The sequence below is a fragment of the Microbacterium sp. GXS0129 genome, from assembly GCF_044769785.1.
In the GTDB taxonomy this organism is placed as follows: domain Bacteria; phylum Actinomycetota; class Actinomycetes; order Actinomycetales; family Microbacteriaceae; genus Microbacterium; species Microbacterium nymphoidis.
Genome location: NZ_JBIZVZ010000007.1, coordinates 1 through 25779, shown reverse-complemented (window position 1 = coordinate 25779; position 25779 = coordinate 1). Strand labels below are relative to the sequence as shown.

Here is a 25779-nt window from a genome sequence, read left to right as displayed (position 1 = left end):
AGCGCAGCGCCGCGGGTGAGAACACCCTCATGCAAGACTTCGTGCCATATGTGCGAGGTCTTGCTAATGTTCCAGACACCCCACCCCACGCATCCCACGGAAACACCTATCGAAGGAGATAGACATGTCCACTGCGGATGTGAACGACCGCATTTCCACAGCGATGCTGCACGCGATCGTCGGAGGCGAGATGAGGGCGCACCGCTACCTCACCGTCCGCCAGGATCGCGCCGTCTGGCTGATCATCATCGCCATCGCCGTCATCATCCTGATGGGGCTGATGGCGGCCTGGTTCGCCTACTGCCGGTGGCAGGGCGGATGGCCCGCCCTGAGCATGCCGAGCTGGACCACCGGCGGGGTCTGGAAGCTCTACTGCGAGAACTGATGCGAGGTGATGACGTGGTGGCAGCGACCCCTCGGTCCCGTCCGATCCTCGACGTGCAGGGTATCGGCAAGAGCTATCGGAAGACGCCTGTGCTCGTCGATTTCTCCCTGGCGATCGCGCCCGGCGAGATCCACGGCCTGCTCGGCCCCAACGGGTCTGGCAAGACCACCTGCCTCCACGTCATCACCGGACTCATCGGCGCCGACTCCGGATCGGTGCTGATCGCCGGGCTCAGCGTCGCGGACAAGCGCAGCAGGCACAGTTTCGGTTTCGCCCCGGATGATCTTCCCCTCCCCGAGGCCCTCACCGGCCGGGAGCTGCTCGCTTTCCACGATGCCCTCCGGGGCCGCGATGACCGCCGACGAGCCGCGGAGTTCGCCGGGCTGCTCGGGCTGGACGATGCACTCGACCGGCCCGTGGCGGAGTACTCGCACGGTATGCAGCGCAAGATCCAGCTCATCGCCGCCACGATGCACGACCCCGACCTCCTCATCCTCGACGAGCCGTTCCGTGGTCTCGATCCCGAGGCCGCCGCCACCCTTCGCACCCTCATCTCCGCGTTCGCCGCCTCGGGGCGCGCGGTACTCATCGCGACCCACGACATGCTGCGCGCGGAACGGGACTGCGACCGCGTCACGATCCTCTCCACAGGACGCACCGTCGCCACCGGTTCTCCCCACCGGCTGATCAGCGCGCACCCGGGCGCTGCCACATTGGAGAACGTCTTCATGTCGGCCACGGGACGAGCCGAGACCGCCACCCATCGAGCCGCGGCGATGTCCGTCGCCTTCCGTCAGAAAGAGAGCAGCAGATGAGCGTCACACTTCGCATCATCGCGCACGCCATCGCGGGCATCGTCATCGGCTTCAGCAGCGTGTTCATCGCGGCGGCCGCGTGCCTCGTGGCCGCCTTCGTCGGTCGCTCCCGGGTTGTGCTGCCCGGCATCATCGACGCGTGGACCACCACCGAGAACGGCGCCGCGGCGATCAACATCGATCCGAGCTTCACGGGAATGCTCATCGCGGCGCTCGTGATCGCGGTGGTCTACACAGCACTGAGCAGCGCCGCGGTGATGCGCCAGCGGCGACGAGCCACGGAGACGCCATGAGCGCGACCTCTGCGGTGGCTCGTGCCACCCTGACGCTCTGGGTGCGGGATGTGGCGCGCGTGACCCACACCTCGACACGCCAGGTGTTCGCCGGGGTCATCGTCTCCGCCGTGCTGGCGACCGCGCTCGGAGCCATGCTCGCTCTCATCGCCGCCGGTCAGATCGTCAGCGATGTACCCGCGGAGCTTCGCACCTCGATGCTTCGCAGTTCGCTCGGTGGCGGCGTCATCACCGCCGCAGCGATCGCCGTGGCGGTCGGTGCGTCGGCCCCACCGCGCACCGCGCTGCAGAACCTGATGGACCTGCTGCCGGTGGGACGCGCTCAGGCTCGGCTCGGTCAGATGCTGCCCTCGTTTGCCGTCAGCGTGGCATACACCGTGGCCCTGTCGACGAGTGGTGCGCTCGTGCTCGTGCGGCTGAACCCGCATCCGGCCGCGAGCGCCGCCTCTCTCACGCTGTACGCGCTGCTCCTCGTCACCGCGCTCGTGTTGTCCACCGGGATGATGACCCTCCTGCACAGCGCGGCCTGCGCGCTGCGGCTCCCCCACCAGTACGGGATCGCCATCGCGGGAGTTCTCACGCTCGGTGCCGCGATGGGTGCGACCGTCCCCGACATCTTCGCGACCCAGCCGGCGGATGGGTCGGCGTGGGGGCCTCTCGACCTGCTCCCCCACCGGGCCTTCGCGCGATTCGCAGACGCATTCGCCCCGATCGACGGTGCGCTGCCGGTGCTGTGGATCGCCGCCGCCGCCGCGCTGATGTGGGCGGCGTCACGCACGACGGTGGCCGCCTCGGCGTCCCGCCGGCCCTCCTTCCCGCGCGGGACCCGGCCCCCGATGGCGACGGCGTTCTGGGCGCATGCGTGGGCGGAATCTCTCATCGCCGTCCGCAGCCCGCAGTTCCTGACTGTGGCGGTGCTCGCCCCCGTCGCGATGGCGGGGCTCTGGGCAGTCGCCGCGCACCCCGTCGTCGCCATGCTCGCACCGTCGCTGTCCGGCGCGGTCGTGGTGCTTCCCTTCATGCTCGCGCTCTACGCGGTCGGGCGCACCGCGACGTTCTCGTGGATCGCGCGTGCCTCGGGCGCGAGCGTGAGAGCCCACCTGGGCGCACGAGCGCTCGCCTACATCGTGGTGCCCACGCTGCTCGCTGCGCCGCTCGCGCTGATCGCGGTCAGCGCCGGTCTCCTTCCCCTCGCGAACCTCGGCACCACGGCGCTGCGCTGTCTTCTCGCCACCCTCGCGGCCCTGCTGGCCGGCGCGCTGGTGCCCTACAGCGAGCAGCAGCCCCTCTCAGCCACGGCAGGCGGATTCGTCCTCGCGGTCATCTACCTGCTGGTCTCACTCGGCATCACCTGGGTATCGACCGACGTGCTGCCCGGTACGGAGGTCGGTCTGACCATCGCCGCCATCGCGGTGTTCGCGGGCGGATACGCGATGATCGGTGACCGCCTGCACGGGGCTGACGGACCACGTGCAGCCTGACTTCCCGGTGACACCCGGTGTACGCCGCGTCGATGGCCGTCTGGTCCACGTGGGGCTGGGTCTCGCGATCCCGGACGACCCCGATCATCACGCGCTGGCTGCGGACCTCGGCCTGATCTCGACCCGCACCCGTGTCACGCTCGGGCGGTGGTCCTTCCTGTCGCCGCCCTGGTGGGGTTCTGCCGCGCGTCCGCTTCCCGCGACCCGGGGACGAGCGGTGCTGGCATCGATCGTCCACAACGCGGCGGGCATGGCGCCACAGCTCGTGCTCGCCCTCGGCGCCGTGGCGCTCGGCGGCATGGTCGCATCCACGGGCCTCGTCACCGTCGGCACCGTGGCGCTGGTGTGCCTGGGTTCGCTCCTGGTGCACGAGGCGGGCCACGTGCTGATGTTCCGCCTGCTGCTGCCCCGCGATGCGCCGGGGATCCTCGTCGTGCGCGGTCTGTCCTGCCGTCTGGTGCGCCCCAGCGGTGGCGCTGTCCGCGATGCGGCGATCGTCGCCGCCGGGGCTGCGGTGCCGATGCTGGTCGCCACCCTGCTGCTGCCCGCCCTCGCGGTGGCGCCGCTGCTGGTGGCTTTCTGCGCGATGATCGCGCTCGCCCACGCCGCGGCACTGGTCATCCCCGCGGGTGACGGGGCCGCCCTGCGCGCAGCGCTGCGAGAGCGCCGGCGATCACAGCCAGTCGTGTCGTTTGAACACCCAGTACAGCCCACCGCCCACGGCCACCATGAGGAGGAGGGCGGCGGGATATCCCCACGGCCAGGACAGCTCCGGCATGGCGTGGAAGTTCATGCCGTAGATGCCGGCGATGAGTGACGGTGCGAAGCCGATGGCCGCCCAGGACGAGATCTTCTTCACCTGATCGTTCTGCCTGATCGAGAACTCGGTCATCTTCGCCATCTCGGCGTTGCTCTGCTCCCCGACCAGGGTGGCGTGCACCGACAGCGCGTTGTCCAGCGTCTGGCGGAACCCCACCACCCGGCCGTGAGCGTGCTCAGCATGATCCGAGGCGGAACGATAGGCGGAGCGCAGGAACGCCGCCGCCGCGGGAAGGGCATCGCCGAGGTCGTCCAGCATGTCGGGGACGGGAGATGCCGCGTGCTGCAGCCGGACGAGCTCACGCTGCAGGGCGAAGATGCGCCTCGACACGTCCGTGGTATCGGTGGCGAACAGCTGCTCCTCGATCTCGTCGATGTCCTGTTCGACGCCCTCCAAGACGGAGGCACTGTCCGCGAGCACGGTCTCGCAGATCCCCCAGGTGATGCCGTACGGCCCGGCCCCGGCCGCAACGGGATGTGCGCTGAGGAAGTCCCGCGCCGCATCGACGTCAACCCAGGCGGCGCCGCGGATGGTCACGACGCTCGCGGGGCCGACCACGATGGCCAGACTCGACAGCTCCACCTCCTCCGGCTCGTCCAGGTACCGCGCCGGCAGCAGCACGAGCACGGTGGCCGACTTCGTGTGCTCCACCTTTGCGCGTTTGTGGGACTGGCGCAGCATCGCGGGGATCACCTCGTGCCACCCCAGAGCGGCAGCGACCTCCTCCAGCGCCTCATCGTCTTCCAGGAGCAGATCGGCCCAGACCACGCCGTTGCCTGCGGTCGCTGCCGCAAGCGCATCGGCGTAGTCCTCTGCGGTTTGGGCCACGCCATCGATGTAGGTCCGCACGTCGAGCATGGCCACACCCTACGCGCCCCGGGCCCGCAGCGACGACGGATGGGGGCGCGTCGCCGGGCCCCCATCCGTCAGCCTCAGCGCGTGATGTCGCGCACCACCCCGTTCTCCAGGCGCAGGCGCCGGGTGGCCCGCCGCGCGACGGCCGAGTCGTGAGTCACGACCACCAGGGTCAGCCCCTCGCCGTGCAGTCGCTGCAGAACGTCGAGGATCTCGTCACGCATGCTCTCGTCGAGGTTCCCGGTGGGCTCGTCCGCGAGCAGGACCCGGGGCCGTTTGACGATGGCGCGTGCGATGGCCACGCGCTGCTGCTGACCGCCGGAGAGCTCGCTCGGACGGTGGTCGGCCCGCTCCGAGAGCCCGACGTGCTCTAGCGCTTCCTGCACTCGTCGCGCTCGGTCCGCGGCGGGCAGGTGCAGCGGTTCGAGCGCCATGTCGACGTTCTCCGACGCACTGAGGGTGGGGATCAGATTGAAGGCCTGGAAGACGAATCCGATCTCCTGCGCACGCACCTCGGTGAGGCGGCGGTTGCTGGCGCGGGCGATCTCGGATTCTCCGATGCGCACCTCACCGGTGCTCGGCCGATCCAGGGCCCCGAGGATCTGCAGGAAGGTGGACTTACCGCCACCGGTGGGCCCCTGGATGGTGACGAACTCGCCGACGCCGATCTCCAGGCTGGTGCTGCGCAACGCGGTGATTTCCCGCCCCTTCTGGCGGTATGTCCGGGTGACGTCGGTGAGGCGGAACATCGCACGGGGAAGATCGAGCGTGTCGTCCGGGGCCGTGATCTGCGTCATGGTCATGATGTGCTCCTGGAAGTGTGGGTCAGTTGACGGCGCGAAGCGCCTCGGACGGGCTGAGACGGGCCGCTCGCCAGCCGCCGAAGATGCCGGCGACCAGTCCGCCGAGAACGGCGACGCCGACGGCCGCGAGGATCACCCAGAGAGTGATCGGTGCGGACAGGGTGATCTCCGATGCCGTTTGCGCGCTTCCCGGGAACCCGCCTCCGGGGAAACCGCCCGGGCCGCTCATACCGGCGGTGGGCGCGGTGGAGATGGTCGGTGCGATCACGTTGATGGTGATGATCGCCGCGAGCCCCAGCACGATGCCGATGACGCCGCCGAGCAGTCCCTGGACGAGGGACTCCCCCGCCACCTGGGAGACGACGCGCGCATCTGACCAGCCGATTGCCTTCAGGGTTCCGAACTCGCGGGTGCGCCGCGTGACACCGCTCACCGTCAGCAGCACCGCCAGCAGCAGCGCGACGGCCAGCACGAGGATCGACAGCCACAGGCCGAGGTTGGAGATGAGGGAGGTGGCGCTGGAGAGCGAGCCGCTCACCGTCTCTGCGAGATCCGACTGGGAGTTGACGGTCGCGTCCGGAAGAGCGGCCGCGAGCGCGCTCTGTACGGCGCCGATCTCACTTGCGGAGGCGGCCTGCACATAGACGGTGGAGACGACCGCGCCCGCCTCGGAGAGGGTCTGCGCGGTGGTCAGCGGCAGGAACACATCCGCGGCGGTTTCAGCCGCAGAGGAGCCCGATGCCACGATCCCGACGACCTCAACGTCTGTGCCTCCGACATCGATGGTGCCGCCGACGCTGATCTCGTTCGCGGTCGCGTAAGTGGCATCGACGACGGCGACGGCCGCGTCATCGTCCGCGGAGGTGAGGAGGCGCCCGTCGGTGAGGGTCACCGAGGACAGCGGGCCCACGGTGGTCGCTGCCGGGTCCACTCCCAGCACGCTGAAGCTGTCGACCCCGAAGCTGCTGCCGCCGGCGCCGTCCGGGCCGCCCTGCGGCGGCGTTGCCCCCGGAGCCCCCGGGCCGGTCTCCGTCCCCCCATCGGTGGTGCCGGGGTTCTGCTGCATCTGGGAGAAGTCGGGCAGCTCACCGCTGAAGGTGGTGTTGGTGAGGCTGAGCGTGCCGGTGGCGGCGGCGACCCCGTCGGTCGCGGCGACCGTCGCCACCGTGGTGGCGTCCAGCGTGCCCCGCATCATGTCCGTCATCAGCCGCGACGAGCTGAGGGAGGTCGTCCCGTCCGCGGTCTCGCCCGCGCCGGATCCGAAGTCGAACCGCTGTCCGCGCTGGCCATCGCCGGGCTGGATGGCGCTGCCGGTCACCGTCAGATCGGTCCCCACGCCATACACGCTCGACAGCGCCTGTGCCTGCGCTTGGCTCACCCCGCCCGAGAGCGCGTTGACCACCATCACCAGCGCGATCGCGACGGCGAGTCCGATCGCGACGATGATGCTCTGCTTCTTGCGCCCGCTCAGCTCGCGGCGCAGGTATGTGAAGTACATCGTTCTCCGTCTCTGCTTCTGCGCCTGCGGTGTTCCCGGCGCCCTTCGACGCTAGGGATCGCTCTCATGCGTTCCGCCAGTGCTGGTTATGCGAGGCCTATGGATACCGCCCGCTCACTCACAGCGAGGACATAGGCTCCTCCACAGGAACTGCATAGGTAGGCGCGCACAATACCCACATGGCACACACGACTTCCGCACTCACTCGGCCCGACGGCTCCCCGGTCCGCGTCGCCGTCGTCGACGACGAGCAGATGCTTACCGACCTGCTCTCCATGGCTCTGCGCATGGAGGGCTGGGACGTCAAGACGGCCGCATCCGGCCTCGAAGCGCTCGCTCTCGCCCGCGACTTCGCCCCCGACGCCATGGTGCTCGACATCATGATGCCGGACCTGGACGGCATGGGGGTGCTGCAGCGATTGCGGCAGTCCGGCAACGAGGTGCCCGTGCTGTTCCTCACCGCGAAGGACGCAGTGGGCGACCGTGTCGCCGGTCTCACGGCGGGCGGCGACGACTACGTCACCAAGCCCTTCAGCCTGGAGGAAGTGGTCGCGCGCCTGCGCGCGCTGATGCGCCGCGCCGGTACCGCACTGTCCGCGGAGGCCGAGCCGATTCTGCGGGTGGCGGATCTCTCTCTCAACGAGGACAGCCATGAAGTCATGCGCGGTGACGAGGAGATCGAGCTGACCGCAACCGAGTTCGAACTGCTCCGCTTCCTGATGCGTAACCAGCGACGCGTGGTCTCCAAGGCGCAGATCCTCGACCGGGTGTGGAACTACGATTTCGGCGGCCGGTCGAGTGTGGTGGAGCTGTACATCTCGTACCTGCGCAAGAAGATCGACGCCGGCAGGGAGCCGCTCATCCATACCGTGCGCGGCGTGGGATACATGGTCAAGGCACCGCAGTGAGCACGACCGACGCGGCTGAGCCGCGCGTAGCGGCGTCGCGTCGGCACTGGACTCTGCAGACGAGGCTGATGGTGACGGTGCTGAGCATCGTCTCGGTGCTGCTGATCCTCGTCGCCATCGTGGTCAGCGTCGTGCTGCGCGCGACGCTGGATCAGCAACTCAGCGACCGGGTGAAGAGCACGTCGGATCGCACCTCGGGCCAGATCGCCAGCGCAATCTTCCAGGGCTACACGGATCCCGCGCAGATTCTCGCGGCCGTGCACTCCCAGCCCGGCACCCTCCTGATCCTCCCCGATCCCGACGGCTCCTCCTACAACGGCGCCGTGGTCTCTGAGACCAGCATCACCTCCCTGGATTCCGAGGCCGTCACCGGCGGCATCCGCGACGCCCTCACCCGGCTCATCACTTCTGATCGTCCGCAGCCGCGCGGAACCGTGGACGTGCACATCGATGGCGGCGGGAGCTATCGTGTCACGGCCATCGTCATCCCGAACACGCAGGTCATCGGCCTGATCGGCCTCTCCCTCTCCAGCGTGGACGAACAGGTCACCATCCTGCTGTGGGCCGTCGCGATCGTCACCATCGGCGGGCTCATCATCCTCGCCCTCGCGACGGTGCTGGTGATCCGCTCGGGGCTGCGGCCGCTGCGCGAGGTGGTTGCCACGGCCGAGCAGGTGGCCCACCTCAAACTCGACGAGGGCCGCGTCGCCATCACCGATCGTGTAGCCCAGGAATCGGTCGACGACCACACCGAAGTGGGACGCGTGGGTGCCGCACTGAACACCATGCTCGATCACGTTGACGCCTCCCTGCAGGCCCGCGCCCGCAACGAGGAGCTGATGCGGCGCTTCGTCGCCGACGCCAGCCACGAACTGCGCACCCCTCTCGCCTCCATTCGCGGGTACTCGGAGCTGTCGCTGCGGTCGTCCGAGAACCCCGAGACCACCACCGCAGCGCTGGAGCGGATACAAGCGCAGTCGGTGCGCATGACCACCCTCGTCGAGGACCTGCTGCTGCTGGCGAGGCTCGACGAAGGCCAGGAGCTGGTGGTGGGTGAGGTGGATCTCACGCCCCTCGTCATCGACGCGGTCTCCGATGCGCGCGCCGCCGGTCGAGATCACAGCTGGAGCGTGGACGTCGAGGGCGAGTCGGTGATGGTGAGCGGCGACGCCGGCCGCATCGCGCAGGTCGTCACCAATCTCCTCGCCAACGCGCGCACGCACACCCCCGAAGGGACCGCGGTGGAACTGGGCCTGCATCGGGACGGGCACGAGGCCGTCATCACGGTGCACGACAACGGCCCCGGGATCGATCCGGCGGTGCGTGACGAGCTGTTCGAGCGGTTCTCCCGCGCCGACCGCTCTCGCGCGCGCAAGACCGGCGGCACTGGTCTCGGCCTCTCCATCGCGCGTGCGATCGCCGAGGCTCATCACGGCTCGCTCTCGGTGACCAGCGAGCCGGGCGACACCACCTTCACGCTGCGTCTGCCGCTGGTGCCGGTGACCGGCACCAGCGTGCCGCCCCCGGCGTCGCTCGCCGGCTGACCCACCCTCGCCGGTGCCCCCGGGTACCTCGCGCCCGGGGACTTCCGTCCGCGGGCGAGAATCATCGCATCGCGGCCAGTCTCGCCCATAGCGGGAAGTGTCACGGTGTGGCGGAGAGGTCGAGGCCGAGGCGGAGGGCGGGCGCACGAGGGCCGGTAGGATCGAGGGGGCGCGGGGACACCGCGCCGCAGAGAAAGGACAATCGTGCTGCGCACGCATGACGCGGGAACCCTCCGCGCTGAGCACATCGGACAGACCGTCACCCTCGCGGGTTGGGTTGCCCGTCGCCGCGATCACGGCGGAGTCGCCTTCCTGGATCTGCGCGATCGCTCGGGCATCGCCCAGATCGTGGTCCACGACGAGTCGGTGTTCTCGCCGCTGCGCAACGAGTTCGTCATCTCCGTCACCGGCACGGTGTCTCGTCGCCCCGAGGGCAACGAGAACCCCGACCTGCCCACGGGCGAGATCGAGATCAGCGCCGACGAGCTCACGGTGCTCAACACCTCGGCTCCGCTGCCGTTCCAGCTGGACGACCACGCCGAGATCGGCGAGGAGACCCGTCTGAAGCACCGCTACATCGACCTGCGCCGCGCGAAGCCGGCCGCCAACCTGCGGCTACGCTCGGAGGCGAACCGCGTCGCCCGTGACTTCCTGTACGAGAACGGCTTCCTCGAGGTCGAGACGCCCACGATGACCCGCTCGACGCCCGAGGGCGCGCGCGATTTCATCGTGCCGGCACGTCTTGCCCCGGGCAAGTGGTACGCGCTTCCCCAGTCCCCTCAGCTGTTCAAGCAGCTGCTGCAGGTGGGCGGCGTGGAGAAGTACTTCCAGCTGGCTCGCTGCTACCGCGACGAGGACTTCCGTGCCGACCGTCAGCCGGAGTTCACCCAGCTCGACATCGAGGCCTCCTTCGTGGAGCAGGACGACATCATAGCGCTGGGTGAGGAGATCGTGAAGCGCCTGTGGGCGCTCATCGGTGTCTCCGTCGACACCCCGATCGAGCGGATCACGTACCACGAGGCGATGCGCCTCTATGGTTCGGACAAGCCCGACCTGCGCTTCGGCCTGCCGCTGGTGGAGCTGAAGGAGTTCTTCAAGGACACCGAATTCCGCGTCTTCCAGTCGCCCTATGTCGGTGCCGTCGTGATGCCCGGTGGTGCGTCACAGGCGCGTCGCCAGCTGGATGGCTGGCAGGAGTGGGCCAAGCAGCGCGGCGGCAAGGGCCTCGCCTACGTGCTGGTCCAGGAGGATGGAACGCTCACCGGTCCGGTCGCGAAGAACCTCACCGAGTGGGAGTCGGCCAACATTGTCGAGGCGGTCGGGGCGAACCCCGGCGACTGCATCTTCTTCGGCGCCGGCGAGGCGAAGCCGACCCGCGCGCTCCTCGGCGCCGCCCGCGTCGAGATCGGTCACCGCACCGGCCTCATCAAGGACGGCGACTGGGCGTTCGTGTGGGTCGTGGACGCTCCGATGTTCGAGCCCGCCGCTGACGCCGTCGCCTCCGGTGACGTCGCCGTCGGCGCCGGATCCTGGACGGCGGTGCACCACGCGTTCACCTCCCCCAAGCCGGAGTTCTACGACACGTTCGACACCGACCCGGGCACGGCCCTCGCCTATGCGTACGACATCGTGTGCAACGGCAACGAAATCGGCGGCGGTTCCATCCGTATCCACGACCGCGAGCTGCAGGAGCGCGTCTTCGCGCTCATGGGCGTCACCGAGGAGCAGGCCACCGAGCAGTTCGGATTCCTGCTGGAGGGCTTCAAGTACGGCGCTCCCCCGCACGGCGGCATCGCGTTCGGCTGGGACCGCGTGGTCTCGCTGCTTGCCGGCGAGGACTCGATCCGTGAGGTCATCGCGTTCCCGAAGACCGGTGGCGGCTACGACCCGCTGACCGCGGCTCCGGCCCCGATCACCGAACTGCAGCGCAAGGAAGCCGGCGTCGACGCCAAGCCCGACGAGGCGAAGACGGACAAGGCTGCAGCCGAAGCCTGATTCCACGACGAAGGCCGGGTCCGGTGGGGCCCGGCCTTCGTCGTGTCCCGGCGCACACCGCGCGCGCTCGGCCCGCGCAGCGCCAGCCATGCACGAAGCCCCGCACCATGCACGACGCCGGGATAGGACAATCACGCCACACCAGGTCGCTCACCCGCGCACCACCCTCGGCCGACGATAGACGCCGACTTTCCTGACGCAGCGCGGTGGCGCCAGCAAGACGCCGGAGTTCCGGCCGGCTCAGTAGCCGGCGAAGGCGTCGGTGCGGACGGAGCGGGCGTCCGACAGCGCCGGGGCGAGCTCGGCGATCAGCCGCGGCGGCCCGGAGATCATCGCGTGACGCGCACTCAGATCGCCCACCACGGACGGCAGCGAGGCCGCGGTGAGCCGCTCGGTGACTGCCTCCCACCCCGCCGGAACAGTCTCCGGCGAGGCGTCGCGGGCGACCACGATGACGCGAGCCCCGGTGGTGGCGAGTTCGTCCGCATACGCGAGCTCCGTGACGGAGGAGACGACATAGAGCAGCACCGCGTCGCGCGCGGGCTCGCTGCGCAGCTGCGACACGAACGGGGTGACGCCGATCCCGGCCGCCACCAGCAGGACGGGCGCATCATCCGCAGGCAGCGTGAAGTCACCGTGCACACCGGTGGTCGAGACACGCGCGCCCTCGCGGAGAGCGCCCAGCGCCGTCTTGAACGAGGACTGGCGGCCATCCGGAACGCGGTAGGCGATGCGGATGTCCTCCCCCGGACGAGACACGATGCTGAACTCCCGGCGGGTACCGCGCGCGTCAGAACGGCGGTGCGGAACCTCCAGCTCCACGTACTGTCCCGGGGCGAAGGAGACCGGAGCGGTGGCGTGCAGCACCAGCTCCTCGATGGAGGGGGTGACGCGTCGTCGTGCCGCGAGAGTGAGACGAGCGCCGCGACGGACGCGGAACGCCAGAGCGAAGGCCAGCAGGTTGCCCACCAGGATGGCCACCTCGGGGAACATCACGAACGGGCCCAGGGCGAACGGCCAGCCCGCGAGCGCCCCCGCGACCACCGCCACGATGATCTGATCGCGGCGACGCGGCGGGAGGGTCAGTGGTTCTGTGATCATGAACAGTCCCGCGAAGAGGACCGGCGAGGACGCCACGGCGGTCCAGATGATCTGGCCGGGCGTCTGGGAGAGGCCGAACTGCGCGGCGGTGATGAGCCCTCGCGTCGCCCCCACGACGATCGCCACGGCCATGAAGAGCAGGGCGATCCGCAGCTTCTCCGCCCGCCACACGACGACCAGGCCGAGCACCAGCACGGCGATGGCGAGCTGCGGGGTCCCGATCCACCACATCGAGGAGCCGAGGCCGGTGACCGTGACGACGGCGGCGCCGAACGCGGCCGGGTTCAGCAGATGCCGGCCCCACGGGGCGAGGACGAACTTCGACGCACTCGCCGCACCACCCGCGAGGGCCAGCACCGCGAGCCCGGCCGGATCGGTGGTGGGAAACAGCACGAACAGCAGAATGAGCGCGGTGATGGCCCCGGACTCCAGTCGCAGCGGCCGACGGATGATGGCGTGGCCGATGACATCCACGACGCCGACGGATACCAGCAGGACCAGCGCGGAGAGCGCGAGCGATGCCGGCGTCGCCACGATACGCCCGGTGAAGGAGACCGCAAAGGCGATGCCGGCGAGCAGCATCAGAGCGAACAGGACGAGCCGGTACATGCCGACGGCACCCAGCACCGCGAGGATCCGGGTGCGGACGGAGGCGAGGAGGGCTCTCATGGGGGCTCCTGAGGGGTTCAGCGGAAGAGTTCGATGTTCGCGTCGGTCAGCTGGTATTCGGCGCGCCCGTCGGAGAGCACGCGAATCCACTGTGCACCCCACGCATGGGCGAGTTCGAGGCCACCGTCGAAAAACAGTGCCGTGGCGAGCGCATCGGCGTGCATCGCGTCGGGCAGGAACGCCCACGTGGCCACGACGACGTCCACCGGGAGTCCCGTGCGGCCGTCCAGCACGTGGTGGAGCCCGTCACCCCACACCCGGCGATTGGTGGCTGACGCGCAGACCGCCCCGCTGCTGAGGGTGGCGACGCCGATCGCGCGCGTCGGATCGTACGGATGCTCCAGCGCGATGCGCACGGTCTCCTCCGCGGCGTCGAGTCGGATGTCACCCGACGCGTCGACGATCACGGTGCCGGGCGTCCGGGAGCGGATGAGAGCGAACACGCGATCGGCGAGGCGCCCTTTACCGAGCGCACCGACATCGATCACGGCAGGCGCGGAAAGCACCAGCGCGCCCCCATCCCAGTGCAGCGCGTCTCGCCACGACGGCGCGGGCATCGCCCGGCCGGGGGTTCCGGGGCGCACCCCATAGCCGAGTGCCTCAAGCGAACCTCCGATCAGCGGATTCACCGCGTCGTCGGTCGCCTCCGCGAGTTCGCGATAGACCTCGAACATCGGAGCAGCGTCAACGGGCGCCGCTGCGCGGCCGCCCCCGGCCAGAGCGGTGACGAGGGAATCGGACCGGAAACGCGACCACTCCCGGTCAAAGGCGTCGATCAGGGACAGGACGTCCGCCCGCAGTGGTTCCGGAAGGTCCCGCTCGGTGCGGATGGTCCACGCCGTGCCGATCGCGTCGAATCGCCACGACGCGTCCGCGCTCATGCCGCGGCTTCCGCCTCGATGGCGTCCACCGCCTGCATGAATCCGCCGCTGGTCAGCGAGGATCCCGAGACGACGGTGACGTTGAGCTCGTCGATCTTCTTGCCCACGACCTCGTCGGAGATCCCGCCGATGAACAGCGACTGGTACTGAGCGCTCTCGGCACCATCCGTGGTCCCGGTCACATCGACGGATTCGACGGTGCCGTCGGCGGTGATTGTCATGCTGACGTGCACCTTCTCGATGTTCCCGTGCGGGTTGGAATAGCTGCCGTCGCCCTCGTAGGTGCCGGCGACGTAACCGCCGGTGGTGCCGCCGGCGGAGGCGGTGGCGGGTGCGGAGCCGCTGGTGGTCGTACCGGTGCCGGAGGCGGCGCCGGTGGTCGCGGTATCGGCTTCGGCCGCGCCGGCCGAGCAGCCGGCGAGCAGCGCGATCCCGGCGACCGACGCCAGCGTGGCGGCGGTGCGGACGGGCCGGTTCAGGTGGAGCGGGGTACGGGCCATGGGGTCCTCCTCAGGTCTTCTCCCTCAGATTAGGGATCGGACCACTCCGCTCCCCCTGAACGACCTATGCGTCTGCTGTGACCGTCAGGCCGCGCCGTCGAACATGCTGGTGACGGAACCGTCCTCGAAGACCTCCTGAATGGCCCGCGCGAGCAGCGGGGCGATCGGCAGAATGGTCAGGCCGGGGAAGACCTTGTCGGCGGGCAGCGGCACGGTGTCGGTGACCACGACCTCATCGATGGCCTCGCTCTGCAGGCGCTGCACGGCCGGGTCGGAGAAGATGGCGTGCGTCGCCGCGACGATGACGCGCTCCGCTCCGTTGGCCTTGAGCGCCTCGGCCGCCTTCTGGATGGTGCCGCCGGTGTCGATCATGTCGTCGACCAGGAGACAGACGCGACCGTCCACGGACCCGACGATCTCATGCACCGAGACCTGGTTGGCGACCTTTGGGTCGCGGCGCTTGTGGATGATCGCCAGCGGGGCGTTGAGGCTGTCAGACCAGGTGTCGGCTACGCGCACACGACCCATGTCGGGCGAGACGATGGTCAGCTTGTCGCGGTCGGACGCAGACAGGGTGCGCTCGAAGTAGTCCAGCAGCACGGGCTTGGCGAACAGGTGGTCGACGGGACCGTCGAAGAAGCCCTGGATCTGCGCGGCGTGCAGGTCCACCGACATGACGCGATCGGCGCCAGCGGTGGCCATGAGGTCGGACACGAGCCGCGCGCTGATCGGCTCGCGGCCGCGACCCTTCTTGTCCTGACGCGAGTAGGGATAGTAGGGGGCGACCACGGTGATGCGCTTGGCCGATGCGCGCTTGAGCGCATCGAGCATGATCAGCAGCTCCATGATCTGCTTGTTGACCGCGCCCTCGAAGGACTGCACCACGAAGACGTCGCAGCCGCGCACAGAGACTTCGAAGCGGGTGTAGAGCTCACCCGATGCGAAGGTACGGTGCTCGGTCGGGGCAAGCTCGGTGCCCAGTTGCGTGGCGACCTGAGCGGCGAGCTCGGGGTGCGAGCTTCCGGAAACGACAACGAGACGCTTCTTGGTCTTTACCTCGAGACCGGGCGCGATGTCGTTTTCGCGATCGAGATCAACGGTCTTCTTCTTGCCCTTGCCTGCCATCTGCAGCCTTCTGTGCGTTTCGGGCGTCCTCGGCTGCCGCCGCGGCACGGGTGCCCTGCCTGTTCTTCTCGACCCAGCCCTCGACGTTGCGCTGCGGCGCCACGCTCAGGGCCAGCGCGCCCGCGGGGACATCCTTGCGGATGACCGCTCCTGCTCCGGTCTTCGCGCCTGCTCCAATCGTAACGGGCGCGACGAACACGTTGTGCGAGCCGGTGTGCACTTCATCCCCGATCACCGTGCGGTGCTTGGTGATGTCGTCGTAGTTGGCGGTGATCGCGCCGGCTCCGAGGTTGACCCCGGTGCCGATGGTCGTGTCGCCCACGTAGGACAGATGCGGCACCTTGGATCCGGCGCCGATCTGCGAGTTCTTGATCTCCACGAAGGTGCCGATCTTGCCCTCTTGCGCGAGCGTGGCCCCCGGACGGAGGTAGGACCACGGGCCGACGGTGGCGCGGTCGCCGATGACGGCGAGGGTCGCGTCGGTGCGCTTGACCACGGCGTCCTCGCCCACTTCGCAGTCGACGAGCGTGGTGTCGGGACCGATCGTGGCGCCCTCCGCGATGGAGGTGGCGCCCAGCAGATAGGTGTTCGGGAGGATCGTGACGTCCTGGGCCAGCGAGACCTGGTCATCGATCCAGGTGGTGGCGGGATCCATCACGGTCACGCCGTCGCGCTGCCAGCGGCGCACGATTCGCGCGTTGAGGATGCGCGCGACGTCGCTCAGCTGAGCGCGGTCGTTCACGCCGAAGGTCACGCGCGGATCAGCCGCGACCTCCGCCGAGACGCGCTCGTTCTCCGCGCGCAGGATGCCGATGACGCTGGTGAGGTACTTCTCGTTCTGGGCGTTGTCGGTGCCGATCCCGGGGAGAGTCCGTCGCAGCGCCGCAGCGGTGAAGACATAGACGCCCGCGTTGGTCTCCGTGACCGCCGCCTCCTCCGGGGAGGCGTCCTTCTGCTCGACGATGCGGGAGACGGAGCCGTCGGCATCGCGGATGACTCGCCCGTAGCCGGTGGGATCGTCGATGATCGCCGTCAGCAGCGTGGCCGCCGCACGGGTGGCGCGGTGCGCCGCGACGAGCTCCCGCATGGTGTCCGCCTCCAGCAGCGGAACGTCGCCGGAGAGCACGAGCACGTCGCCGTCGAAGTCGTCGGGCAGCGCGTTGACGGCCACCTCGACCGCGCGTCCGGTACCGGGGACATCGTCCTGATCGACCACGGCCACGCTCGGGAAGAGGTCCGCCAGGTGAGCGACGATGCGCTCGCGCTCGTGGCGCACGACCACCTCGACATGGTCGGCAGCCAGCTTCTCGGCGTTGACCACGACGTGCGCCAGCAGCGATCGTCCGCCGATCTCGTGGAGCACCTTGGGTGTCCGCGAGCGCATACGGGTCCCCTGCCCTGCCGCGAGGATGATGATGGCGAGATTGTTCTCCGACATGCTCCGCCGCCAGGACTCGAACCTAGACCTCACAGCTCCAAAGGCTGTCGTGCTGCCATTACACCACGGCGGATCCGCGACGATTTGTCGCGCGTACAGTCTGCCATGCGTGGGGACCGGAGACCGTGCACGCCTGGCCCATAATGGACGGATGACCGGCAGCACGGACGAGGTGGACCGCATCGTCGATGCCTGGCTCGGCCAGCGCCCCGATCTCGACTTCTCCCCGCTGTCCGTGCTCTCACGCGTCGACCGGCTCTCCAAGCACCTGGACCGCGCGCGGCGCGAGGCGTTCCGGCGCAGTGACCTGGAGCCGTGGGAGTGGGATGTGCTGTCTGCCCTGCGCCGCGCCGGCGAGCCGTTCCAGCTCAGCCCGAAGCAGCTCCTGCAGCAGACGCTGGTCTCGTCGGGGACCATGACCAACCGCATCGACCGCCTTGTGGGCCGTCGCCTGGTGCGTCGCGAGGCGGACCCGGGCGATGGTCGCAGCGTCCTCGTGACGCTCACCGACGATGGTCGCATCCGCGTCGATGCCGCTATCACGCGGCTTGTCGACGCGGAGGCTCACATCCTCTCGGTGCTCACACGCGCTGACCGTGAGCGACTGGCGACGCTGCTGCGGAAGCTGAATCTGGAGTTCGACTCGGAGTGACGCCCACGCGCGCGGCACGACGTTCGCGCAGGCGCGCCACGGCATCCACGCCCAGCCCGAGCACCAGCGACAGTACGATGCCGACGCCGGCTGCGAGCAGCGGGGAGTGACCGAACCACGTGGCCGCCAGCACGGAGAGCAGCAGGCACATCGCCGACCACAGCACCGCCCCCACGATGCTGATGGGCAGGAAGCGCCGGTAGGACAGGCGCGTGGCGCCGGCGGTCATGTTCACGGCGACGCGCCCGATCGGGATGTAGCGGGCTGTGAGGATGAGCAGCGCGGGACGCGCGACCATTCGCGCGCCGGCCCAGTCGAGCGCCGTCTGCACGCGCGGCCGGCGCATCCACGCCCACCGGTCGGTGCCGCACGCTCGCCCGATCGCGTAGGCGATCGAGTCCCCGGCGGCGGCCCCGATCGCGGCCGCGACGAGGACCGCGGTGAGGAAGAGCAGATCACCGCCCGACGCCAGACCGAGGGTGACGGCTGCGATCACGGCCGTCTCGCTGGGCACCGGAGGGAAGAACCCGTCGAGCAGGCAGAACACGAGGACCACGAGCGGCACCCAGGGAGCGGTGCCGACGGCGGTGAGGATCTCGGCGAAGTTCATGATTCCACGCTAGGAATCCGCGCCGTGCCGCGCGTCCGACCAGGGTAGGCGCCGACCCCCTACTGGAGGATGATTCCCCCGCAGGGTGGGAGGATGGGACGATGCCCATGCCCTCTCCCCTGCCCGTCAGAGACGGCGTCGGAGCGACGCGACTGCACGTGCCGCTGACCGGCCCGTGGCCGACGATTGCCGACCATATGGTGGAGCGGTTCGGGCATCTGGATCCCGAGGGGCTGTATGCGCGCTTCGAGCGGGGCGAGATCGTCGCTGCAGACGGCTCCGCCGTGGCCCGAAGCGCTCCGCTCGGATCACATGAGTTCGTCTGGTACTACCGGGAGCCGCCCGTCGAGAAGGAGATCCCCTTCCCGATCGAGATCCTGCACGTCGATGACGATCTCGTGGTCGTGGACAAGCCGCACTTCCTGCCGACCACCCCGGGCGGCAAGTACCTCCAGAACTCCGCTCTGGTGCGACTGCGAAATGCACTGCACAACCCTGACCTCACCCCCATCCACCGGCTGGATCGGGCGACGGCCGGTCTGCTCATGTTCTCCGCACGCCCGGCAACGCGCGGCGCCTACCAGCTGCTGTTCGAGAACCGCGTCGTGCGCAAGACATACGAGGCGGTATCTCGTCTCACCGGCTCCGCCCCCGAGCTGCCGCTCACCTACCGCAATCGCATCGACAAGCTGCGTGGCAACGTGTGCGTCCAGGTGGACCCGGATGCGGAGCCGAACTCCGAGACGCTGATCGAGCTGATCGGGACGGGTGAGAGCGGCGGCACCGATGCGGGCACCCCGGTGATCCACACTCTCCTGCACCCGCACACCGGGCGCATGCACCAGCTGCGGGTGCATCTGGCAGCGCTCGGGCTGGGCATCATGAACGACGGGTTCTACCCCGTCCTGCTTCCCGAGGTCCCCGACGACTTCAGCCGCCCCCTGCAGCTGCTGGCGCGGGAACTCCGTTTCACGGACCCGCTGAGCGGCGCGGATCGCGTCTTTCGCACCCGTCGCACCCTGCAGGAGGCTCCGCAGGGCTGAGCACGCCTCAGTCGATCTCCTCGACCCCTCGCAGCTTCACCTCCACCAGGTCGAGCTGCGCCTGGATGCGCCACGCCACGAGGTCGTCGATAGTGCCCTCGCGCCGCAACCGCAGCAGAACCTCACGCCGGCGATCCATCAGGGCCAGCCGTAGTCGCGTGCTCTCCTCGCGCAGCGCGATGGGCGACAGCGCGATGGTGTCGATGTCGGAGCTGACCGCGAGCATCTGCAGCCCGGCGCCGGCTTCTCGCTCGCCGTCGGCCATGCGTCCGGGCGGCACCTGGTCGTTGCTCGCGGCGACGTCGATCATCGTCTCCAGCTCGGCGTCTTCGCTGAGCTCCTCGGCGATGTCTGCCGCGTACACGAGACCTCGCTGGCGAGCCAGCGCGCGAGCATTGGCGTACTCCAGCTGCTCGTACCCCTCGCTGCGAATGCGATCACGCACGGCGTCACTGACGCCGTGCTCGACGGCGAGATCGTCGATGGCGGCCAGCGCCGCCCCGGAGATGGCCCGTTCCGCGATCTCGTACTCCTCGTCCGCTGCAGTGTCGGCGGGAAGCTTCGCCCAGCGGGCGATCGCCGGCAGCATCGGGCCCTGCACCAGCAGGCTGAACACGATCACCCCCGCCGTGATGAAGATGATCTCGTCCCGGGCGGCGACCGGCTGACCCGACGCCGTGACCAGCGGCACGGACAGCGCGATCGCCAGGGAAACCGCGCCACGGAAGCCGGCGAACGTGGAGACGATCCACATCCGCATGGGTATCGTGCGATCGCCACCGCTGGTTGCCGCGCGCAGTGCGCCGCGCGGGAGAGCGAACGGTGCGGAGAAGAGCTGGAACAGCAGGCGCACCACGATCAGCACGACCCAGACGACCACCGTGATGAGCACGAGACGGCCCACCTGCCCCCAGGAGCTCTCGAACAGCACGTGCATGACCTCGGTGCCGATCAGCACGAACAGCGCGCCGTTGAGGATGTAGGTGAGCACGGGGTAGACGGACTCCGCCTGGCGCCGGGATGCTGCCGTGGTGATGCGCGGCGAGACCCAGGCCACGATCAGCCCCGCGATCACCACGGCGAGCACCCCGGAGGCGCCGATGAGCTCGGCGACCAGGAAGGCGACGAAGGGCACCAGCAGCAGGGTGAGGTTGATCTCGAGAGTTCCGGTGAGACGGCGAAGCAGCAGATAGGCGAGCGCTGCGACGACGATCCCGGCGAGAGCGCCACCGAGATACGAATCGACGACGGTCCAGGTGACGGACAGCGGGGAGACCTGATCGCCCACGGCCAGCGACACCGCGATGGCGTACAGCACCAGAGCCGTTCCGTCGTTCGTCAGCGACTCGGCCTTCAGCTTCATGAACATCCGCTGCGGCAACATACGTCCGAGTGCCGCCACAGCGGTGGCGTCGGGCGGGGCCACCGCGGCGCCGAGGATCAGGGCGGCCTCCCAGGGCAGCCCGAGCAGCACGGCGATCCCGGCAACGGCGAACGCCGAGGCGACCACCAGCAGGGTGGACATCGGTGCGATGTATCGCAGCGAGCGGCGGATCGCCCGCAGGGACGTGGTCATCGACTCCCAGAACAGCATCACCGGGAGGAACAACAGCAGTACCACTTCCGGCGGCAGCTGGATCTCGCGCGCCTGCGGCACGAACCCGATCACCACGCCCAGCACCAGCAGCACGAGGGGTGTGGCTACACGCAGGCGCGGCGCGAGCACGGTTCCGACCAGCACCGCCATCCCCAGCAGAACGGTGACTTCGAGCCCTTCCATACGGCTTCCTCTCCCCCGGCGGTCCGCGCGATGCGGACGGCGCGCAGCTCAGTCTGCGCCACGTCAGCCCCGGACGGAACGACATTCTCCCCAGGGCGACGCAAAGATTCAGCGTCCGAGTGGCCCCCGCGTATTCCCGGAACCGATACATTCGGATCGAATCGATTCAGCTTCCACCCCCGAGGACATCCACTCCCATGGACGCCGCCCTTCGCCGCCGCCGCATGTCGTTGTTCGTGCTCTTCTTCGTCCCCGGGATGATGTTCGCCTCCTGGGTGACCAGAACGCCCGACGTGCGCGACCTGCTGGAAGCCTCCACCGCCACGATGGGACTCGTCCTGTTCGGGCTGTCCGTCGGCTCGATGCTCGGGATCCTCTCGTCGGGCGCCCTCACCGCGCGCTTCGGCACCCGACCCGTCATCACGGTCGGCATATCGCTCCAGTTGCTCGCCACGCCCACGATCGGGGCCGGCGCCGCCATCGGCAGCGCGTGGCTCACCGCCATCGGTCTCGGTCTCATGGGATTGGGCATGGGCGGTGCGGAGGTGGCGATGAACGTCGAGGGCGCCGAGGTGGAACAGCGAGCGGGCGTTCCCGTGCTCCCCGCGCTGCACGGCTCGTTCAGCCTCGGCACCGTCGCCGGCGCGGTCATCGGTCTGGGCGCTGTAGCGCTGCACCTTCCCGTGCTCTGGCACCTGCTGATGGTGACCGTGATCGCCGTTCTCGCCGTGCTGTGGGCGCTGCCCGGCGTGCCGCGCTCGCAGGCATCGGGCCCGGTAGAGAAATCCCACCACGCTCCGGTGTGGCGCGATCGACGGCTGCTGATCATCGGGGTGATCGTCCTGGCGCTGGCGCTCGCCGAAGGCTCGGCCAACGACTGGCTGCCGCTGCTGATGGTCGACGGCCATGGATTCGATCCGGCGTGGAGCTCGGGACTGTTCGCCGTGTTCGCGGCGATGATGACCATCGGCCGCTTCTCCGGCGGTCCGCTCATCACCCGCTTCGGCCGCGCAGCAGTGCTCGGCGGCAGCGCGGCCCTCGGCGCGGTGGGACTGGCTCTCGTGATCTTCGCTGACAGTCCGGTCGTCGCCGCCTGTGCCATCCCGCTGTGGGGGCTGGGAGCCGCGCTCGGCTTCCCCGTTGCGATCTCGGCGGCCGGGGACTCCGGCCCGAACTCCGCGGCGCGCGTCTCCCTGGTCGCGACGATCGGCTACGTGGCGTTCCTGGCCGGACCGCCCGCCCTCGGCTTCCTCGGTGAGCACTTCGGTCTACGTCTCGCGATGATCCTCGTGCTCGTGCTGGTCGCACTCGCGGTCACGCTCACCCCCGCGCTGCGCGGCATCGGCGCCGCCGAGACGGAGGACGCCGCGCGCCAGCCGTGAGAGATCGAAAACGCAGCTCCGAGCCTCCTCGGAGCGGCGTTTTCGATCTCTGAGCGCTCAGCCGAGGGACTCGGCGAGCTCCAGCCAGCGCATCTCCAGCTCGTCGGCCTCGCCTTCCCACCCGGAGATCTCCGTCATGCGATTGCCGAGCGCGACGTAGTCGGACTGATCCATGTCGGCGAGCTTCGCGCGAGCGCTCGCCGCTGTCTGACGCAGCTTCTGGATGCGCCGTTCCAGCGACGCCATCTCCTTCTCGGCCTCACGCGCCTCCTTGCCGGTGAGCCCGGCGGGAGCGGCGGCATCGGGAGTCGCTGTGACGGATGCGGATGCGGTGCCCTGTGCCGCACGGCGCTTCAGGTATTCGTCCACGCCGCCCGGCAGGTGCCGCAGGTGCTGATCGAGGATCGCGTACTGCTGATCCGTCACCCGCTCCAGGAAGTAGCGGTCGTGGGAGACCACGATGAGCGTGCCGGGCCACGAGTCCAGCAGGTCCTCGAGTGCCGCGAGCATGTCGGTGTCGAGGTCGTTCGTCGGCTCGTCGAGGATGAGCACATTCGGCTGGTTGAGCAGGATCAGCAGCAGCTGGAGGCGGCGCTTCTGACCACCGGAAAGGTCCTTCACCGGTGTCGAGAGCTGGGCGCTCTGGAATCCCATGCGCTCCAGCAGCTGACCGGGAGAGAGCTCCTGGGCCTTCGACCCTGCGCCGAACGTGTAGGTGGTCTGCAACCGCCCGACGACTACGCGGACCGGCTCGTTGAGGTGCTCTTCGAGTTCGTCGAGGCGCTGTGTGAGTGTGGCCACCTGGACGGTCTTGCCGCGCTTGACCGTGCCGGACGTCGGCTCGATGGTGCCGGCGATGAGGCCGAGCAGCGTCGACTTGCCTGCTCCGTTCACGCCGAGGATGCCGGTGCGCTCACCGGGGGCGAGGCGCCACTCCACGTCTCGCAGCACGGTCTTGTCTCCGTACGAGACGCCGGCGTCGAGGAGATCGACCACGTCTTTGCCGAGTCGCGAGACGGCCAGCGCCGACAGCTCCGTCTTGTTGCGGATCTCCGGCACATCGGCGATGAGTGCATTGGCTGCATCGATGCGGAACTGCGGCTTGCTGGTGCGGGCTGGGGCGCCGCGTCGCAGCCAGGCGAGTTCCTTTCGAGCGAGGTTCTGCCGCTTCGCCTCGATCGAGGCAGCCTGGCGGTCACGCTCGACCCGTTGCAGAATGTAGGCCGCATACCCGCCCTCGAAGGGCTCGACGATCCGGTCGTGCACCTCCCAGGTGTTGTTCGCGACCTCATCGAGGAACCAGCGATCGTGGGTCACGACGAGAAGCCCGCCCTGGTTCGCGGGCCAGCGCCGCTTCAGGTGCTCGGCCAGCCACGCGATCGCCTCGACGTCGAGGTGGTTGGTGGGCTCGTCGAGGAAGATCACGTCGTGATCGCCCGCGAGGAGGTGGGCCAGCGCCACACGACGACGTTGTCCGCCGGAGAGGTCGCCGACACGGGCATCCCACGGCAGGTCGCCCAGGAGGCCCGCGATCACATCGCGGATCTTGGCGTCCCCCGCCCAGACGTGTTCGGGGGTGTCCCCCACCACGGCGTGCGCGATCGTCTCGTCGTCCTCCAGCACGTCCTCCTGGCTGAGCACGCCGATCCGCGTTCCGCCGCGTACCGTGACGCGGCCGCCATCGGGCTCGACCAGGCCCGCGAGCATGCGCAGCAGACTCGATTTTCCGTCGCCGTTGCGACCGACGATCCCGATCCGGTCGCCCTCGTTCACGCCCAGCGAGACGGAGTCGAAGACGACCTTGGTCGGATATTCCAGGTGCAGGGCCTCGGCCCCGAGAAGATGTGCCATCCCCTCCAGGGTACGGGGTGCATGCCGAACGGAGGGATGGCTGGGCTGCGCAACCGGGATCGTCCCTCGCCCCACCGCCGTCCATGCGGGGGCGAGGTCCGTCGGTCATACCTGAATGTCAGCGGGTCGGGCTACTTCACTGCCGTTCAGTCCCAGACGCGAGCGGCCAGTGCACCCGTGTCGATGCTGATCTGATTTGCGTTCGCGAGGCGCTTCGTCAGCTCTCGAAGGACGGTGCTCATCACGGCTTGTGCCGCACTCCACCGTGCGTGGGCGACGCGATAGGCCTCGAGTGCTTCACCGTTCCATTGCGACTGCAAGAGTGCTGCGGTGCGGTCCAGCTGTTCCAGCTCGTGAGCGATCTGGCGAGAAGTAACGGTCATTTCGGCGACCAGGCCCGCCACGCCGTCATGCTTCACCGATATCTGCATGGCGTCATCCGTCCCCGAAATTGAGCTCACGCAACTGATACGGCTGTGCAACAGTGTCGGTGAGGTAGAACGTCAAGAAGACCACGGCCGCCTCCTCAGCAGTGAATACTTCGTTCGACGAGACGGTGACCTGCGCACGGTCATTGATCCAGATCGTGGTGGGCGGCCCTTTCACCGGCTCCTGTCGTCCCACCGTGAAGAGACGGGCCGTGCCGTCCGAGGTCATCACCCGCGCCTCTACGGTCATCGCTTGCGCGGAGCCGCCCGCCTGAATGAAGGTCTCGCCCACCGCCATCGGGTCAGTTTCACCCGCTGGTATGCGCCAGATCGAGTATGCAGTTCTCTCCTGGCCGTCAAGCAGCTGGAGCATTCGCAGAATATGGTCTGCCACCGTGCCGCGAAGTGGGGTCAACCCACCACCTGTTTGCCGCAACGACCCGGCGGCGTAGAGGGTTTTCTGGCCGTGAGTGGGTGCCACCACAGGCATCTTCCCTTTCGAACTCTTCATCATCAATCTACCTGCACCAAAATTACACGAGTTATCCGAATCAAGTCATCATTGTGCACACCGACGGCAGGATTCGCTGGACTCACTCCGGCATCAAAAGCTCTTTGGGTATCGACTTCGGAGTTGTGATATCTGTTCCAGGCTCCACCTGACTTAACTTCAATTCCCGTAAAAGTCCCATCACCGTTGGGGTAATAGCCGTCATAATATCGGCCACCTTTCTGAGGCGATCCGTCATATTGAACATTGACCTTATCGCGGATAACCTCGATACCACCGAGGTCTTCCTCGACTCTATCCAGGCCGTTCTTCTCCGCCTGCTCATAGTCGCGAGGGGGCGCGTCCGGGTCTCGGGATGTGAAATTGCCTTTGTAGTCCCGTCCGTCGCCGCGGTCCATGCCCGGTCGGCGG

General features: G+C 68.7%; 24 protein-coding genes and 1 tRNA gene. 10 read left to right on the top strand and 15 right to left on the bottom strand.

All coding sequences use genetic code 11. From position 1 onward, the window contains the following. Positions 1-124 precede the first annotated feature (124 nt). The 4 genes from ACIQJ5_RS16895 to ACIQJ5_RS16880 are packed head-to-tail and all read left to right on the top strand — an operon-like array spanning position 125 to position 2974. On the top strand, positions 125-385 hold the full coding sequence (locus ACIQJ5_RS16895) for a hypothetical protein (RefSeq protein ID WP_402845522.1): 261 nt from the start codon (positions 125-127) through the stop codon (positions 383-385). A gap of 17 nt (positions 386-402) precedes the next feature. Next, a complete protein-coding gene (locus ACIQJ5_RS16890) occupies positions 403-1200 on the top strand; it encodes an ABC transporter ATP-binding protein (protein ID WP_231092331.1) in 798 nt (265 codons plus the stop codon). Further along, positions 1197-1493: a hypothetical protein gene (locus tag ACIQJ5_RS16885; protein ID WP_402845520.1), complete on the top strand. Its 297-nt coding sequence runs from the start codon at positions 1197-1199 to the stop codon at positions 1491-1493. The genes ACIQJ5_RS16890 and ACIQJ5_RS16885 overlap by 4 nt, the downstream gene beginning before the upstream one ends. Further along, positions 1490-2974 carry a hypothetical protein gene (locus ACIQJ5_RS16880; RefSeq protein ID WP_402845518.1) on the top strand — a complete coding sequence of 495 codons (1485 nt, stop codon included), beginning with the start codon at positions 1490-1492 and terminating at the stop codon, positions 2972-2974. The genes ACIQJ5_RS16885 and ACIQJ5_RS16880 overlap by 4 nt, the downstream gene beginning before the upstream one ends. Positions 2975-3647: 673 nt before the next feature. Here ACIQJ5_RS16880 and ACIQJ5_RS16875 read toward each other — a convergent pair. The 3 genes from ACIQJ5_RS16875 to ACIQJ5_RS16865 form a co-directional block, all read right to left on the bottom strand. Next, positions 3648-4652 (bottom strand): magnesium and cobalt transport protein CorA, encoded by a 1005-nt coding sequence (locus ACIQJ5_RS16875; protein WP_231092328.1) that lies wholly within the window; start codon positions 4650-4652, stop codon positions 3648-3650. A 74-nt stretch (positions 4653-4726) separates the two neighbouring features. After that, the gene (locus ACIQJ5_RS16870; protein ID WP_402845516.1) at positions 4727-5452 is read right to left on the bottom strand and encodes an ABC transporter ATP-binding protein; all 726 of its coding nucleotides are present in this window, start codon (positions 5450-5452) and stop codon (positions 4727-4729) included. A gap of 22 nt (positions 5453-5474) precedes the next feature. Further along, positions 5475-6950, bottom strand: a complete 1476-nt coding sequence (locus ACIQJ5_RS16865) for an ABC transporter permease (protein WP_402845514.1) — start codon at positions 6948-6950, stop codon at positions 5475-5477. A gap of 179 nt (positions 6951-7129) precedes the next feature. On the opposite strand from ACIQJ5_RS16865, the gene ACIQJ5_RS16860 reads away from it, so the two are divergent. The 3 genes from ACIQJ5_RS16860 (at position 7130) to aspS (ending at position 11397) form a co-directional block, all read left to right on the top strand. After that, positions 7130-7858 carry a response regulator transcription factor gene (locus ACIQJ5_RS16860; protein WP_231092324.1) on the top strand — a complete coding sequence of 243 codons (729 nt, stop codon included), beginning with the start codon at positions 7130-7132 and terminating at the stop codon, positions 7856-7858. Beyond that, the gene (locus ACIQJ5_RS16855) at positions 7855-9402 is read left to right on the top strand and encodes a cell wall metabolism sensor histidine kinase WalK (protein ID WP_231092323.1); all 1548 of its coding nucleotides are present in this window, start codon (positions 7855-7857) and stop codon (positions 9400-9402) included. The genes ACIQJ5_RS16860 and ACIQJ5_RS16855 overlap by 4 nt, the downstream gene beginning before the upstream one ends. 204 nt (positions 9403-9606) lie before the next feature. Then, positions 9607-11397 (top strand): aspartate--tRNA ligase, encoded by a 1791-nt coding sequence (gene aspS, locus ACIQJ5_RS16850; RefSeq protein WP_231092322.1) that lies wholly within the window; start codon positions 9607-9609, stop codon positions 11395-11397. Between the two features lie 240 nt (positions 11398-11637). Here the strand turns inward: aspS and ACIQJ5_RS16845 are convergent, their stop codons facing one another. The 6 genes from ACIQJ5_RS16845 to ACIQJ5_RS16820 form a co-directional block, all read right to left on the bottom strand. Continuing rightward, positions 11638-13167, bottom strand: a complete 1530-nt coding sequence (locus ACIQJ5_RS16845; protein ID WP_402845511.1) for a ferredoxin--NADP reductase — start codon at positions 13165-13167, stop codon at positions 11638-11640. Between the two features lie 17 nt (positions 13168-13184). Continuing rightward, complete coding sequence (locus tag ACIQJ5_RS16840; protein WP_402845509.1) at positions 13185-14048, bottom strand: FAD:protein FMN transferase; 864 nt, start codon at positions 14046-14048, stop codon at positions 13185-13187. Then, positions 14045-14548, bottom strand: a complete 504-nt coding sequence (locus ACIQJ5_RS16835) for an FMN-binding protein (protein ID WP_402845507.1) — start codon at positions 14546-14548, stop codon at positions 14045-14047. Before ACIQJ5_RS16835 ends, ACIQJ5_RS16840 begins: the two co-directional genes overlap by 4 nt. Before the next feature lie 84 nt (positions 14549-14632). Beyond that, positions 14633-15673, bottom strand: a complete 1041-nt coding sequence (locus ACIQJ5_RS16830; protein ID WP_231092318.1) for a ribose-phosphate diphosphokinase — start codon at positions 15671-15673, stop codon at positions 14633-14635. Then, positions 15642-17111, bottom strand: coding sequence for a bifunctional UDP-N-acetylglucosamine diphosphorylase/glucosamine-1-phosphate N-acetyltransferase GlmU (glmU, locus tag ACIQJ5_RS16825; protein ID WP_231092317.1), 1470 nt, complete (start codon positions 17109-17111; stop codon positions 15642-15644). The genes ACIQJ5_RS16830 and glmU overlap by 32 nt, the downstream gene beginning before the upstream one ends. A 1-nt stretch (position 17112) precedes the next feature. Beyond that, a tRNA-Gln gene (locus ACIQJ5_RS16820) sits at positions 17113-17184 on the bottom strand. A gap of 78 nt (positions 17185-17262) precedes the next feature. Between ACIQJ5_RS16820 and ACIQJ5_RS16815 the strand changes: the two genes are divergently transcribed. Beyond that, positions 17263-17763 (top strand): MarR family winged helix-turn-helix transcriptional regulator, encoded by a 501-nt coding sequence (locus ACIQJ5_RS16815; protein WP_231092316.1) that lies wholly within the window; start codon positions 17263-17265, stop codon positions 17761-17763. On the opposite strand, the gene ACIQJ5_RS16810 is transcribed toward ACIQJ5_RS16815, so the two are convergent. After that, positions 17693-18373 (bottom strand): DedA family protein, encoded by a 681-nt coding sequence (locus ACIQJ5_RS16810; protein WP_402845504.1) that lies wholly within the window; start codon positions 18371-18373, stop codon positions 17693-17695. The two genes, ACIQJ5_RS16815 and ACIQJ5_RS16810, sit on opposite strands and share 71 nt — an antisense overlap. Before the next feature lie 101 nt (positions 18374-18474). On the opposite strand from ACIQJ5_RS16810, the gene ACIQJ5_RS16805 reads away from it, so the two are divergent. Next, positions 18475-19416: a pseudouridine synthase gene (locus ACIQJ5_RS16805; RefSeq protein WP_231092314.1), complete on the top strand. Its 942-nt coding sequence runs from the start codon at positions 18475-18477 to the stop codon at positions 19414-19416. A 7-nt stretch (positions 19417-19423) separates the two neighbouring features. Here ACIQJ5_RS16805 and ACIQJ5_RS16800 read toward each other — a convergent pair whose 3' ends face one another. Beyond that, complete coding sequence (locus ACIQJ5_RS16800) at positions 19424-21196, bottom strand: Na+/H+ antiporter (protein WP_231092313.1); 1773 nt, start codon at positions 21194-21196, stop codon at positions 19424-19426. A 197-nt stretch (positions 21197-21393) separates the two neighbouring features. On the opposite strand from ACIQJ5_RS16800, the gene ACIQJ5_RS16795 reads away from it, so the two are divergent. Continuing rightward, the gene (locus ACIQJ5_RS16795) at positions 21394-22578 is read left to right on the top strand and encodes an MFS transporter (protein ID WP_402845501.1); all 1185 of its coding nucleotides are present in this window, start codon (positions 21394-21396) and stop codon (positions 22576-22578) included. A 57-nt stretch (positions 22579-22635) separates the two neighbouring features. Here ACIQJ5_RS16795 and ACIQJ5_RS16790 read toward each other — a convergent pair whose 3' ends face one another. The 4 genes from ACIQJ5_RS16790 to ACIQJ5_RS16775 all read right to left on the bottom strand — a co-directional run. Continuing rightward, entirely contained in the window at positions 22636-24429 is a 1794-nt protein-coding gene (locus ACIQJ5_RS16790) for an ABC-F family ATP-binding cassette domain-containing protein (RefSeq protein ID WP_231092311.1), read from the bottom strand. A 146-nt stretch (positions 24430-24575) separates the two neighbouring features. Continuing rightward, positions 24576-24860, bottom strand: coding sequence for a WXG100 family type VII secretion target (locus ACIQJ5_RS16785; RefSeq protein WP_402845499.1), 285 nt, complete (start codon positions 24858-24860; stop codon positions 24576-24578). Between the two features lie 4 nt (positions 24861-24864). After that, positions 24865-25371: a hypothetical protein gene (locus ACIQJ5_RS16780; protein ID WP_402845497.1), complete on the bottom strand. Its 507-nt coding sequence runs from the start codon at positions 25369-25371 to the stop codon at positions 24865-24867. Further along, positions 25371-25779: hypothetical protein (locus tag ACIQJ5_RS16775; protein WP_402845496.1), on the bottom strand; the 409-nt coding region annotated here is incomplete at its 5' end. The genes ACIQJ5_RS16780 and ACIQJ5_RS16775, both read right to left, overlap by 1 nt.